We start from the raw sequence: 15,088 nt of genomic DNA, 5'->3' as shown, positions 1-15,088 counted from the left end.
ACATCTCTCCAAATCTCATCTCAAATAAAAAAGAGGCTGAGACATAAAGTATGTCTCAGCCAGTTTTAGTATCTTGGAAGTAGATGACTGAATTGAAATAAGCTTGTTTCAAGCTTATTCAACTCTAGTCATCCTTGTCGGGGCGGGACTACGAAATCTTTTTATACAAATTAGATTTCTGTCCCGCTCCCCTCCAATCATTACTTCTTTTCCTATGATTGTTTATTATATTTTTCTTTTTCAGCTTCTCTTAATTCAACGCGGCGTATTTTGCCTGAATTTGTTTTTGGTAATTCGGATACAAATTCGATTGCTCTTGGATATTTATATGGTGCGACGTCACTTTTTACGTAAGTTTGTAATTCTTTGACGAGTGCTTCGTCGCCTACGATATCATTTTGTAAGATGACAAATGCTTTGACGATATTACCTCTGATTTCATCTGGGCTAGCAACGACTGCGCATTCTTGTACTTTCGGATGTTTAGTGAGTGAATCTTCTACTTCGAACGGTCCGATTGTATAACCTGAGCTAATGATTATGTCATCTTCTCTACCTTTAAACCAGAAGTAGCCATCTTCGTCTAATCTTGCGCGGTCTCCAGTTACATAATAGTTTCCACGTTTTGATTTTTCGGTACGTTCTTCGTCTTTAAAATAGCCTTGGAATAATGATGGTGAATCTAATGAAACGGCAATGTCTCCTGTGGCACCGTTAGTTATTGGGTCACCATCTTGGTCTATCACGGTTACATAACTACCTGGTATTGCTTTACCCATAGCACCTGGTCTGCTTTCTGTATCTTTTAAAAATGCGATAAGTAATGTATTCTCAGTTTGGCCATATCCATCTCTTACTTTAATGTTGAAGTTATGATTGAATTGTTCGATGACTTCTTTATTTAATGGTTCGCCAGCTGATACAGCACTGTGTAGATGTTTCAATGTATAGTCTGAAAGATTAGGCAGTTTAGCCATTAATCGGTATTCAGTAGGTGTACAACATAATGCGTTAATTTGATGTTTTTCGAGTAAGTCCAAATATTTAGCTGCATTAAATTTACCATTATAAACAAATGCGATGGCGCCAGATCCTAATATTGAAAGGAATGGACTCCAAATCCATTTTTGCCATCCTGGTGCTGCAGTTGCCCATACAGTATCTTTGTCTGTAATACTTAACCAATGTTTTGGCGCTGTTTGGATGTGCGCAAATCCCCATCCATGTGTATGTATAACAGCTTTTGGTAATCCAGTAGTTCCAGATGTATATGATAAAATTGCGATATCATCACGTTTTGTTTCATCGACTGTAAGTTCTGAGCTTGCAGTTTGTATAGCTTCATCGATAGAAATCCAATCTTGTTGTTTAGAGCCTACAATAAATTTAGTGAGTTGATCATATTCTTGTATATTTTCAAATTCGCCTGTACATTGATCAATGACTACGACTGCATTGACTTCTCCATGCGTAATGCGATGTTGTATGTCTTTAGTTCTTAACATTTCTGAACTTGGAATGATAATAAGGCCAAGTTTAAGTGCAGCAATGTAAACTTCATATGTTTTAATGGAGCGTGGCAGCATAATAAGTACTTTGTCGCCTTTTTGAAGACCTTGTGCTTTAAAGATGTTGCCCACTTTATTTGAATTTTGTATAAGTTTAGCGTACGTAATCGTTTCTACGTTGCCATCGACATCTTCGAATATAATGGCTTCTTTCGTTTCATCTGCTGCATGTCTTTCGATTTCATTAACAATATTGTATGTTTCTGGTGCTATTAAGTCTGATCTATTCATGTTAATCTCCTCGTTTGTTTAATATATTGTTTTATTCTAACAGTGAATAATCATTAATACGAATAAATGAAACTATAGAATATTTTAAATAGTCAAACTATTGACATTTGTTGAAAATAAATATATGTTATTAAAGTATATAAAATTTCATAGCATCTAAACTTTAGCAAGTGGCTAATCGATATTGGTTAATTGAAAAAGTAAAAACGGTGCAATGACTTACGATTAAAAATTTCAAAAAGATTACATATAAATAATAAGGAAGCAATTAAAATAACGGTAAGCGTTAGTTTGATTGAAGCCGACAATTAAAGCAAATCTACACGAGAGGTTTGTTTTAAATTGTCGGCTTTTTTTATTGCTTTTAACAGAAAAGGAGCAACCGACATGACAGCTTTATTAGTATTATTTTTTATTTCAATTGGATTAGCGCTTATAAGTAGCATCATATATTTAGCACCAAAAGTGGCAAAGACATATATTAATGTTCACTTAATAATCGCATTTATACCAGTGCTTATCGCATTAATTGGCTTATGTATAACAAGTGGAAATGTATATATAGGATTTTGGCATTTAGATAAATTGTCATGGTTGCTCGCACTCTTTATTTTGAGTATAGGTCTTATTATTCAAAGATTTTCTGTACGCTATTTAGATGGAGATGCACAGTATCGTAAATATTTTTCATTATTTACATTTCTAACGGTGTTTGCTTCAGTTGCTTGGTTAAGTAATGATTTAAGATTAATGGCGATATTATGGGGGTTAACGTTATTTTGTTTAACGCGTTTAATCGGTTTAAACAAACAATGGCACATTACGAAACGTTTAGCGAAAAGTACTAGCACGATCTTTATTATTAGTTGGATTGCTTTAGTAATCGCGATTTTGCTGACATACAATGTAACGGGTGAATGGCAACAGTCTACTATTTTTAGTAATGGTCATCGTGACCAATTTGATTCATGGCAAGGTGTGGTTATTCAGTTGATGTTAGTCATATCGGTCATCATTCCAGCAGCTCAGTGGCCATTTCACAGATGGTTAATAGAATCTGTAGCGGCTCCAACACCTGTTTCAGCGATTATGCATGCCGGTATAGTCAATGTTGGTGGTGTGATTTTAACGAGATTTGCACCGATTTTTACAAATGAATGGATAATTGGATTGCTCATCATTATCGCAACGATTTCAGTATTGATGGGAGCTGGCATTAGTTTAGTACATGTGGATTACAAAAGGCAGTTAGTAGGTTCAACGATTGGACAGATGGGCTTTATGCTTATCCAATGTGCTTTAGGTGTTTATTCAGCAGCTATCGTTCATCTGATGTTACATGGATTATTTAAAGCGACATTATTTTTACGTTCTGGTTCTGCTGTAAGAACTTTTGATATGCCTTCAAGAATGAATGAAAGTGTGTCATATATATGGGTTCTAGTTGGTCGATTATTATCCATTATGATTGGTATTATCTTTTGGCTAATGGATCCGACAAGTAGTTACCAAATTATTAGTGCGCTTATTTTAGCTTGGTCATTGTCTGTTTCATGGACGCAACTGGTCGCATATGGTGAGGGTAAGTTAGGTAGAATCATTGGATTATTAGCATTATTAATTGTTGGTTTATCTTACTTTGGTGTACATCATTTATTCCATGATTTGTTACATCAGTACGCAACAAATGTGAATCATACGCCTATATTTGCAGTCATTATCATGATTGTATTGCTGTTAATAGGAAGTGCACTGAACTTGTGGGTTGCAAGAAATCATTCATCTAAAATCGTCACGATTATATATTTATGGATTGTACATTTAGGTGAATCGAAAGTGCAAAATATTGAAACACATCCACGCTATTTGAAAAATCATACGTTTAAAGGAGGTTATCAACATGACGCAAACAATTGAACTACAAAATGACATCACATATTCAATTAAAGAGGCAAGTAGTGTCATAACACCACTTTCTCCTATTAATATATTTGCAGCGAGACATCCTTGGGCGGGTTTAGAAGATCGTACTTTTGAAGATGTCGCGAGATGGTTTCAAAAGGTACAGAATGTCGATTTGTATCCGAACAAAAGTTTATTATTTGCTGCAATTGAAAATGGAGAAATTAAACAGGAATATATAGAAGAACGATTATCAGTATGGCTATCGAACGATAATAGGCCATTAAATAAAGAGATGTTAAGAGAATATGCTGAAAGTATATTGTTTAATAGAACTCACAAAGTAAATCTTACTGAACAAGATCTACAACAATTAAGAAGATCATTAGAAAATGTTGCACTGAATAATCAACAAGATGATGACGTTATATTAAGTACACGTATTGAACAATATTCTGGACAGGCTTATTTAGATAAGTTGAATGCACAAATGATTAAGTGGAGTAAATTATATCTTGATGATAATCAATCAGGATGGGCAATCCATAAAGATGGTAAAGGTTTCTATAAAAACTGGAAGAGGTTAGCTCATTTGGATCCAGCTTTATCGAAGGCAGAGAGACGTAAAATAAAAATGCTACCATCAACATCTATTGAAACAATAGAAAGCTGTTTAGACAAACTTGGTATATCAGAAGCACAGGTACAATCATATCTTGAAATACACTTGTTGGCTTTACCAGGATGGGCAGGTATGATGCTTTGGAAAGACGAACGTTTAAACTTGCTGACGGATTATTTAGCTATAAGATTGGCTTTGGAATGGACATTGATGAGTGAACATGCTCTAGAACAACAACATACTGAACAAGACATTTCTCAAGTACGAACTTGGTTTGAAACTGGCATTTTAACGTTGGAAAATTGGTTCGCATTATCTCAAGGTGAACGAGAAGATTATATAGCATTTGCACATCAATTTGATCGCATTACACAACATAAATTATTGCTAGAAGCTTGGGAAGATACGTATGAGGCACAATTACAAAGTGAAATTCAATCTCATATCCATCATGAAGATGATAAATCATTTGTCGAGGCACAGCTCGCTTTTTGTATAGATACGCGTTCGGAACCTTTTAGAAGACAATTAGAAATGGAAGGTCCTTTCGAAACAATTGGTATTGCAGGATTCTTTGGACTACCAATTGAAAAGTGTGAACTCGGACATCAACATACACATAATGCTTTACCAGTAATGAATAAACCGCAACATAAGATTTATGAATACGAAGATGCACATCAATCCAATCATTACGTTGAAAAGAAAAAAAGTGTTTCGTCAATATTTTATACATTTAAAAAAATGAAACAAAATGTATTACCAAGTCTATTACTTCCAGAATTAACAGGCTCATGGCTAAGTGTACAAACGATTGCGAGAAGCTTTATGCCTAAACGTACGGGAGATTTGGTCAATCGATTCAATAAAAATCTTATGAATAAACCGGATACGAAACTTTCTATAGATTATGCGCCCAATCGGTTTGGTGATTTACCTATTGGGTTTACGAAACAAGAACAGCTTACTTACGCACGAGAAGCATTGAAATTAATGGATTTAACGGAAGATTTTGCGCCGTTAGTGGTCATATGCGGACACGGTAGTCATAGTGCAAACAACCCTTATGCAGCTTCATTAGATTGTGGCGCGTGTGGTGGTTCAGCGAGTGGTTTCAATGCGAAAGTATTAGCGACTTTATGTAATTTGCCTGAAGTTAGAGAAGGTCTCAAAAGCAATCACATTATAATTCCTGAAGAAACCGTATTTGTTGCAGCTCAACATAGCACGACAACTGATCAATTAGAATGGCTATATGTGCCACAACTTTCAAATCAAGCTGAGCGTGCTTTAGAAAAATTAAAATCAGCTTTGCCTAAAGCTGGGCATGAAGCGAATCGTTTAAGACTTAAAGATATTCCAGGTATGGAACATTCAAACGAACAATCCACAACTAAAGCAGAACAGTTGGCAAGTGACTGGAGTGAAATCCGACCAGAATGGGGATTAGCTAGAAATGCAACATTTGTTATTGGTAAGAGAACATTAACAGAGCAATCTCAATTAAATGGTCGCGCGTTCTTGCATAATTATGACTGGACGAAAGATCATGACGGTGAAATTTTAAATACGATTTTAAGTGGGCCGGCGACAGTTGCTCAATGGATTAACTTACAATATTATGCTTCAACAGTAGCACCTTACTATTACGGAAGCGGCAATAAAATCACACAAACGGTGACGAGCGGCATAGGTGTTATGCAAGGAAACGGTAGTGATTTACTGACAGGTTTACCTTGGCAATCAGTTATGAAAGCTGATGGGGAATATTATCATGCACCGATTCGATTATTAGTTGTGATACAAGCGCCGAATGATTACATTCGTAAATTACTTAAAGAAAATACTGCGCTTAACACGAAAGTTAAAAATGATTGGTTATTGCTATCAAGTATAGATGAAAATGGTGAATGGCATAAATGGTAAATAAATGAGCAGGACAACAATTTATGTCCAAGACTCGAGAGGATGTATAATATGAATGATGAAAAAAATATACTCATACTATCTGATTTAAATACACATCTAGAAAGCCAACTTGTTGAATCTTTAAATTTCAACCCAAATCATGTCATGTCGATACAAAGCTTTCAGGCAGAAATTGCGCATGCATATGGTGATGTGATGCGATCTATTATTATCGCGATTTACGAATATGATATAGAGCATGTATATATCATTAGAAAGTCAGATGATAAACAAGTAATCGCATTACCTGAAAGTGTCAAAAGTCATACAGAAAAAATTAAAACACTTGATTACTTATTTGAAAATTGTAAGCCTGAGTTTAGTAGTGACAATATTCATGAATGGTTAAATGGTGAAAGTGATATTCATCAAAGTATTAAACAAAGCATTCATCAAGTGTCTAATCATCCACTTATACCATCTGGTATTACAATAAACGGTATGACCATCAATCAAAACAATATTGAAACAATTGCTGAACATTTAACATAAAGCAAAATTAGCATTAAGGAGAGACAAATATGGAAATGACTAAAGGAGCATGTGAATCAAAAATTAGTAAAGCCATTACGCAATGGGAAAAAGAATATCTAGGTAGAGGCTCTCTATCTGTTAAGACAGATATTTTAAGAGATATGATTATTGTTGATTTACAAGGTGTCCTTACACCTGCAGAATATAGCGTATGTGAAACACAAGAAGGTTTATTGAGTATAAAACGTACACGTTCAAAATTAGTAGAATCAGACATGGATCATTTATACCAAATGATATTTGATATTACCCAACAAGACGTCAAAAGTTTCCATACAGATTTAAGTTCAAGAACTGGTGAACGTATGATGATCTTTAAAATGCATCATAATATTGAAGAACTTTTTAATTAATAATTGCCATAAATCGATAATGAAAATCCTTTAAAATTAAAAAATAGAAAGATAATCATAATTTTAATAAAAGTTAATTAAAAATTTACATTAGCTTAACAATTATAGTTTATTATTCACAATGGTTACAATAACTTTAAAGAGGTGTGTTATGGAACTCTCGGCATTACAAATGATTTTTACATTCATCGGTGGTTTAGGTATCTTCCTATACGGGATTAAACAAATGGGCGATGGCTTACAAGCAGCAGCAGGCGACAGATTAAGAGGTATATTAAATAGATTTACAAGTAATCCTATTATGGGTGTACTTGCAGGTATGATCGTGACAATTTTAATACAAAGTAGTTCAGGAACAACGGTTATCACAATCGGACTCGTAAGTGCTGGATTTATGACGATGCGACAAGCAATAGGCGTTGTTATGGGTGCCAATATCGGTACGACGGTCACAGCGTTTATTATTGGGATTAACATTGGTGAATATGCTTTACCAATACTAGCATTAGGTGCATTTTTAATTTTCTTCATTCAAAAAAGAAAAGTTAAAAATATCGGTATGATTTTCTTCGGATTTGGATCACTATTCTACGGTCTAGAATTAATGAGTGGTGCGGTGAAACCACTTGCTAATTTAGAAGGCTTTAAACAAATTATGTTAGATATGTCTTCTACTCCGATATTAGGTGTACTTGCAGGTACATTTGTGACGTTAATCGTTCAAAGTTCAAGTGCAACGATTGGTATTTTACAAGGTTTCTATGCCAATGATTTAGTTTCATTACATGGTGCATTACCTATCTTATTAGGTGACAATATTGGAACGACGATTACAGCTGTATTAGCAAGTTTAGCAGGCTCTATCGCTGCTAAGCGTGTTGCGATGGCGCATGTTATGTTTAATGTTATCGGTGCAGCAGTATTTCTATTAATATTACCATTCTACGAAATGACGATGGAATGGATTCAACACGCTATGAATTTAAATCCAAAAATGGTTATAGCATTTGCACACGGAACATTCAATGTAACAAATACACTTATACAACTACCATTCATCTTCGCATTAGCTTGGATTGTAACGAAAATCATTCCAGGTGAAGATGTAAATGAAAAATATAAACCGAAATATCTTGATAATAATTTAATTAATCGAGCACCTAGTATCGCGCTTCAAGAGGCTCAAGATGAAATTCAAAATATCGGTAAAATGACTGTTTCAATGTTGAATAATGTTGAAAATATTGATGAAAAAGCAATTAAAAAGCATAAAGATAAACACCTTGCAGTAGATAATATGTATGATAATGTACGTCAATATTTAAATAAATTATCTGAGAAGAAACTATCAGCTAAAGATGCTGAAAGGCTATCTGTTTTATATGATGTTAATAGAACAATATTGAAAGTATCTACATTAACAGAATCATACTTAGAAGAATTGCAGAAGAAACAATCAGCTGATATTCAAATTTCATCAAAAGCAGAAGAAAGCATCGAACGGTTATATGAACACGTAAAAATTTCATATGAAAAAACGTTTGAAGTATTTGACGTTTATGACAATCTAAAAAAAGACGAAGTTGTGAAACGAAGCCAAGATTCATATGTACTAGAGCATGACTTACGTAAAAAACATATCAAGAGATTAAGCTCTGGAGAATGTTCACCAGAAGGTAGCCTTGTATATATCGACATGATATCAATCCTCGAAAGAATTGGTTACCACTCACGAAATATATCAGAATCTATGATTAACCTCGGAGAGCATTCATACACACAAACAACTGAAGTGAAAATATAAATAAATGGGACAATTTATGCATGTATACATGTGTTAATTGTCCCATTTTTCTATTTATCATACTGAAAATATTTTTAACTTATGAAAATATATTCAGATGTAAAATATAAGTGTCTTTACAAGTGTTATTCGTTGGTGTTTATTGTTTTTTATTTTAACATAGTTATATAAACAAAAATGTAAGCGATTGCTTAATATTATTAACTGTCGCATAAATACATAAAAGGGGTTGTACATATGAGTTTGAATGTAGGAATTATTGGTTGTGGTGGTATTGCGAATGGTAAGCATTTACCGAGTTTACAAAAAATAAGCGAAGTGAACATTGTTGCTTTTTGTGATATTGATATTGATAAAGCACAAGCAGCAGCTAAGGAATACGGTACGGAGAATGCGAAAGTTTACGAAGATTACCAATCACTTTTAAAGGATGATGCTATTGATGTCATTCATGTATGTACACCGAACAGTTCTCATAAGGAATTAACGGTTGCGTCATTAGATGCAGGTAAACATGTTATGTGTGAAAAACCTATGGCTAAGACGACAGAAGAAGCGCAAGAAATGATTGAAGCGGCTAAACGTAATGGCAAGAAACTTACGATTGGTTATCAAAATAGATTTAGACCTGACAGTCAATATTTACATAAAGCGACAGAGCGTGGTGACTTAGGGGATATTTATTTCGGAAAAGCACACGCTATTCGTCGTAGAGCAGTGCCGACTTGGGGTGTCTTCTTAGATGAAGAACAACAAGGTGGCGGTCCTTTAATTGATATTGGGACACATGCACTCGATTTAACGTTATGGATGATGGATAATTACGAACCAGAATCAGTAATGGGTTCAACTTTTCATAAGTTAGGTAAGAAAGAAAATGCAGCTAATGCATGGGGACCATGGGATCCTGAAAAGTTCAAAGTAGAGGACTCAGCTTTCGGTTTTATTAAGATGAAAAATGGTGCGACAATCATGCTTGAATCAAGTTGGGCGTTAAACTCTTTAGAAGTAGATGAAGCAAAATGTTCATTATCTGGTACTGAAGGTGGTGCCGATATGAAAGATGGCTTAAGAATCCACGGAGAAGACTTTGGTTCTTTATATACAACGCAAGTAGAACTTGAAAATAAAGGCGTTGATTTTTATGAAGGTGAAAAAGTAGATGAAGCTGAAGTAGAGGCACGTAGTTGGATTGACAGCATTCTTAATGATACAGAGCCTGTTGTGAAACCAGAACAAGCAATTGTGATTACACAAATATTAGAAGCACTTTATGAATCAGCTAAGACTGGTAAAGCAGTATATTTTGACTAAGAAGGGGTTTTATTAATGAACATAACAGTATGGAATGAATATAGACACGAAGTAGAAAGTGAAGAAATTAAAGCAGTTTATCCTAATGGTATTCACAATGTTATTGCTGAATTTTTAAGTGAAGAACACGACGTTAAAACAGCAACATTAGATGAAGCAGAACACGGATTAACAGATGAAGTATTAGCTGAGACTGATGTTTTGTTATGGTGGGGTCATAAAGCACATGATGAAGTGAAAGATGAAATCGTCGAAAAAGTAAAAGCACGTGTACTAGATGGTATGGGTCTTATCGTGTTACATTCTGGACATTTCTCTAAAATATTCAAAAGTTTGATGGGTACGACATGTGATTTGAAATGGCGCGAAGCAGATGATAGAGAGCGACTTTGGGTAGTTGATCCAACACATCCAATTACAGATGGATTAGGGCAATATATTGAATTAGAAAAAGAAGAAATGTACGGCGAACACTTTGATATACCGGCACCAGATGAAACTATATTTGTTAGTTGGTTTGAAGGTGGAGAAGTGTTTAGAAGTGGTGCAACATTTAAGCGCGGAAACGGAAAGATTTTTTATTTTAGACCGGGACACGAAAGTTACCCTACTTATTATAATGAAGAAATTCAACAAGTTATTAAAAATGCTGTTAAGTGGGCGAAAAATGATCGCACACCTAAACATCAATATGGTAACGCACAACCTTTAGAAGAAATTAGCAAGAAATAAAATAGGAGATTATATTTATGGATAAACTTAAACTAGGTGTTATAGGTGTCGGCGGTATCGCACAAAACAGACATATACCAGCTTTACAAAAATTAAATCACTTAGTTGAAATTGTTGGCGTACAAGATATTAATGAAGAACTCGCTAAAAAAGTGTCATCACAATTTCAAATTCCAAATGTCTTTTCAGAATATGAGGAGATGTTTAAAAGTGTAGATGCGGTCGTCATATGTACACCAAATAAATTTCATGCAGAAATAACTGTTGCAGCGTTAAATGCAGGTGTACATGTATTTTGTGAGAAACCAATGGCTATGAATCGCAAAGAATGTGATGCAATGATTGAAGCGGCAAATCAATCCGGTAAAGTGCTCGCAATAGGCTATCATTACCGCTTTACAGATGCCGCAATAACAGCTCGTCGTGCAATTGATGAAGGTGTTGTAGGTGATGCGCTTGTAACGAGAGTACAAGCATTGCGTCGAAGAAAAGTGCCAGGTTGGGGTGTGTTTACAAATAAACAACTTCAAGGTGGCGGCAGTCTAATTGATTATGGATGCCATTTATTAGACCTTGCTTTATGGTTACAAACGGATGCGAAACCAGTCGAAGTATTAGGTAAGACGTACAATCGTTTGAGTAAGACACCTAATCAAATCAATGATTGGGGAACGTTTGATCATGAAACGTTTGAAGTAGATGACCATGTATCTTCATTTATAACATTTGAAGACGGTTCAACGATGCAGTTCGAATGCTCATGGTCTGCGAATATTAAAGAAGATAAAATTCACTTAAGTATGTCTGGTGTAGATGGGGGTATTAACCTTTATCCATTTGAAATTTATCAACCTCGATTTGGTACATTTTTCAACGAACAAGCATATGCTGAACATAATGAAAATATTGCTGCAGAACGTCAGACTTTAAACTTTGTGAATAGTTGTTTAGGACTAGAGTCGTTAGTCGTGAAACCTGAAGAAGCTAGACGCGTGAGTGCATTAATAGATGCAATTTATGAAAGTAGTGAACAAGGAATGAGTGTTAAAATAAAATAAGGGGTGTTACATATGAAAATTGGTGTATTTACAGTACTTTTTCAAGATAAAACGTTTGAAGAAATGTTAGATCATGTTGCAGATTCAGGATTGAAAATGGTCGAAATCGGTACAGGTGGGAATCCGGGTAACCATTTTTGTAATGTAGATGAATTGTTAGAAGATGAAAGTAAAAGACAATCATTTATGGATGCTATCAAGAAACGTGGATTAGAAATCAGTGCATTTAGTTGTCATGACAATCCTGTTTCACCAGATAAAGAACATGCTAAACAAGCACATGAAACATTTATTAAATCGGTTAAATTAGCTTCGATCCTAGGTGTCCCAGTAGTTAATACATTTTCAGGTATACCAGGTTCAGATGAAGACGCTAAGCATCCAAACTGGCCAGTAACACCGTGGCCAACAGCATACTCAGAAATATTAGAGTGGCAATGGGAGAAGAAGTTGATACCCTATTGGAAAGAAGCGGCGCAGTTTGCTAAAGACTACAACGTTAAAATAGGTATTGAACTACACGCTGGATTCTCAGTACATACACCACATACACTTTTAAAACTTAGAGAAGCGACAAACGATGCGATTGGTGCGAACTTAGATCCGAGTCATTTATGGTGGCAAGGCATTGATCCGATAGCAGCCATTAAAATTTTAGGTAAAGCTGGTGCGATTCATCATTTTCATGCAAAAGATACTTATATCGACCAAGAAAATGTCAATATGTACGGATTAACAGATATGCAGCCGTATAGTTCAGTTCAATCAAGAGCTTGGACATTCAGAACAGTCGGTTATGGACATAGCCCACAAGTATGGGGAGATATTATAAGCGCGTTGAGAATCAATGGATATGATTATGTCGTGAGTATAGAACATGAAGACCCAATCATGTCAGTAGAAGAAGGATTCCAAAAAGCAGCACATAACTTGCAAACAGTAAATATAAACGAATCATTAGGAAATATATGGTGGGCATGAAGAAAACCATGGTTTCAGCTTGAGGGCTGATACCATGGTTTTTATTTTTGAGAGGGGGGTGAATCTAGGGGGATGGGGTCTGTGAGTGGAGGGCGACGATTTTGAGGTAAAAATCTTAGTTAACGTCGAAATATACTCACGAGAGCCCCGAAGATGTGAGTTAAAGTTGTAATAAACTCACGAGATTCACAAAGATGTGAGTTAAAGTTGAAGTAAACTCACGAGATTCGTAAAGATGTGAGTTAATGTTGTAATAAACTCACGAGATTCGTAAAGATGTGAGTTAAAGTTGAAATAAACTCACGAGATTCATAAAGATGTGAGTTAAAGCAGAAATAAACTCACGAGATTCACAAAGATGTGAGTTAAAGCTGAAGTAAACTCACGAGATTCGCAAAGGTGTGAGTTAAAGCTGAAATAAACTCACGAGATTCGTAAAGATGTGAGTTAAAGTTGAAATAAACTCACGAGATTCACAAAGATGTGAGTTAAAGCTGAAGTAAACTCACGAGATTCACAAAGATGTGAGTTAAAGCTGAAATAAACTCACGAGTTACAAACAAACATACATTTTAGATGCCTCATAAGAAGTATCGGTACATATAATCACCTTCTTTCTTAAAATATTTATTACATATTTGCCTAATTGCCCATCTATCCCCACCACACCACAATTCTGCTTCTTTTAAAGTAAATGGCCCATTCTTTAATACGTATAATTCTTTTAAATTTTCTAAGTAGAGTAACTGTCTCTGTATATGTCTTGAGCAATACATACAATGACCGAATCTCATTCGTTTATCTAATTGTATTTGGTTGATTTTACGGCAATGTGGACATCTTAAGCCTGGTTTGATTTGCTCGAATGGAATCATATGTCTAGGATAGGTCTTCGAAAAATCTTGTTTAAGTGTTTTGATTTTATTGAGGATGGCTCTATTTTCGTCTACTTTAAAATTATTAAATAACTTAGGAATTTTGTGTAACTCTGTTGGTAACAGTACCTGTTTACGATTAGGTATGTCAGAGTGAAGTGTAAATGTGGGGTTTGTAAATACGAGATAAGATAAAATATCTCGTTTAATATTGAGATGTGATTTAATCAATTCAAGTTCATATTCGGCTCTTTTCATTTGTGAAAAGGGGGTTTGGAATATGTTCCCGTAACTATTTTTCATTTGATTATCGATGATATAATAGTCGCCTTTATAATGTTTGACTTCTAAATTAATCATCTTATCATCATCTACAATGAGGAAATCGAGTTGAATTTGGTTCTTTATATTTAATTCAATGTTATGTACATAATTTAACTTAAGTTCTTTATCTAACATTTGTTGTACAATTTGTTCACCTTCTTCTCCTTGGATTTGTCGATAAATTTCCTGGGTCTCTTGATTGGCATCTATTCGACCAAAGATTGCCCTGTTATATCGTGTGAGTTCCATCTATCAACCTCCTATTTTTTTACATTTATTATATATAATATTCCACTAAAATACAAATAAAAACATTTTAGAAACCGATTATCTTGATTTCCAAAATGTTTTTATTATAACTTATTTGAGTTTTTCTGCTAATTCGATATAAATACCTTCTGGACCTTTGATATAACACAATTTGTAGATGTCTTCGAATTGCGTAATTTCTCCAATCACTTGAGAAGATGTTGTGGCCAATTGTTCTACAACTTGTTCAATATTTTGAACTGAAAATGCAAAATGACTAGCACCTACATTTCTTGGGAAATGTATAGATTTGTTGGTCGTTGATGATTGGTCACGAAATTGTATGAGTTCTATAGCTGTTTCATCGTGAGGAACTTTCATCATAGCAATGCTTGCTTCTAAAGCATCTACACCATAAATATTGCCAATCCATTCACCGTTAATATTTTGTTCTCCGATCAGTTCCAATCCTAACGTACTAAAAAATGCTTTAACAGATTCTAAATCTTCAACGATTATACCTACATGGTCCATTTTATTTAATTTCATGTTTACATCTCCAATTCAGTTAAT

The 15,088-nt window shown here is 34.6% G+C and carries 12 protein-coding genes; 9 read left to right on the top strand and 3 right to left on the bottom strand.

What is annotated here, in order from left to right; translation table 11 throughout:
* Window positions 1–212: 212 nt before the first annotated feature.
* Window positions 213–1,799 carry an acyl-CoA synthetase MbcS gene (mbcS, locus tag LQ679_RS06185; protein WP_196308195.1) on the bottom strand — a complete coding sequence of 529 codons (1,587 nt, stop codon included), beginning with the start codon at window positions 1,797–1,799 and terminating at the stop codon, window positions 213–215.
* A 387-nt stretch (window positions 1,800–2,186) separates the two neighbouring features.
* On the opposite strand from mbcS, the gene LQ679_RS06180 reads away from it, so the two are divergent.
* The 9 genes from LQ679_RS06180 (at window position 2,187) to LQ679_RS06140 (ending at window position 13,067) form a co-directional block, all read left to right on the top strand.
* Entirely contained in the window at window positions 2,187–3,716 is a 1,530-nt protein-coding gene (locus LQ679_RS06180; RefSeq protein WP_196308196.1) for an NADH dehydrogenase subunit 5, read from the top strand.
* A complete protein-coding gene (locus tag LQ679_RS06175; RefSeq protein WP_196308197.1) occupies window positions 3,700–6,249 on the top strand; it encodes a DUF2309 domain-containing protein in 2,550 nt (849 codons plus the stop codon). Before LQ679_RS06180 ends, LQ679_RS06175 begins: the two co-directional genes overlap by 17 nt.
* A gap of 51 nt (window positions 6,250–6,300) precedes the next feature.
* Entirely contained in the window at window positions 6,301–6,783 is a 483-nt protein-coding gene (locus LQ679_RS06170; RefSeq protein WP_107590451.1) for a carbonic anhydrase, read from the top strand.
* 29 nt (window positions 6,784–6,812) lie between these two features.
* The gene (locus LQ679_RS06165) at window positions 6,813–7,178 is read left to right on the top strand and encodes a Na-translocating system protein MpsC family protein (protein ID WP_037589237.1); all 366 of its coding nucleotides are present in this window, start codon (window positions 6,813–6,815) and stop codon (window positions 7,176–7,178) included.
* Between the two features lie 151 nt (window positions 7,179–7,329).
* Window positions 7,330–8,982, top strand: a complete 1,653-nt coding sequence (locus LQ679_RS06160) for a Na/Pi cotransporter family protein (protein ID WP_037589238.1) — start codon at window positions 7,330–7,332, stop codon at window positions 8,980–8,982.
* Between the two features lie 237 nt (window positions 8,983–9,219).
* Window positions 9,220–10,296 (top strand): Gfo/Idh/MocA family protein, encoded by a 1,077-nt coding sequence (locus tag LQ679_RS06155; RefSeq protein WP_129407440.1) that lies wholly within the window; start codon window positions 9,220–9,222, stop codon window positions 10,294–10,296.
* 15 nt (window positions 10,297–10,311) lie between these two features.
* Complete coding sequence (locus LQ679_RS06150) at window positions 10,312–11,028, top strand: ThuA domain-containing protein (RefSeq protein WP_239762276.1); 717 nt, start codon at window positions 10,312–10,314, stop codon at window positions 11,026–11,028.
* Window positions 11,029–11,045: 17 nt separating this feature from the next.
* A complete protein-coding gene (locus LQ679_RS06145) occupies window positions 11,046–12,086 on the top strand; it encodes a Gfo/Idh/MocA family protein (protein ID WP_239762275.1) in 1,041 nt (346 codons plus the stop codon).
* 12 nt (window positions 12,087–12,098) lie between these two features.
* Window positions 12,099–13,067, top strand: coding sequence for a sugar phosphate isomerase/epimerase family protein (locus LQ679_RS06140; RefSeq protein WP_239762274.1), 969 nt, complete (start codon window positions 12,099–12,101; stop codon window positions 13,065–13,067).
* A 581-nt stretch (window positions 13,068–13,648) separates the two neighbouring features.
* Here the strand turns inward: LQ679_RS06140 and LQ679_RS06135 are convergent.
* Together LQ679_RS06135 and LQ679_RS06130 are read right to left on the bottom strand one after the other, a co-directional pair.
* Window positions 13,649–14,515, bottom strand: a complete 867-nt coding sequence (locus LQ679_RS06135; protein ID WP_239762273.1) for a nuclease-related domain-containing protein — start codon at window positions 14,513–14,515, stop codon at window positions 13,649–13,651.
* 111 nt (window positions 14,516–14,626) lie between these two features.
* The gene (locus tag LQ679_RS06130) at window positions 14,627–15,064 is read right to left on the bottom strand and encodes a VOC family protein (RefSeq protein ID WP_051575467.1); all 438 of its coding nucleotides are present in this window, start codon (window positions 15,062–15,064) and stop codon (window positions 14,627–14,629) included.
* Window positions 15,065–15,088 lie beyond the last annotated feature (24 nt).

This window comes from Mammaliicoccus sp. I-M35, from assembly GCF_022386455.1.
In the GTDB taxonomy this organism is placed as follows: domain Bacteria; phylum Bacillota; class Bacilli; order Staphylococcales; family Staphylococcaceae; genus Mammaliicoccus; species Mammaliicoccus sciuri_A.
This window is presented reverse-complemented; position numbering and strand designations above follow the sequence as displayed.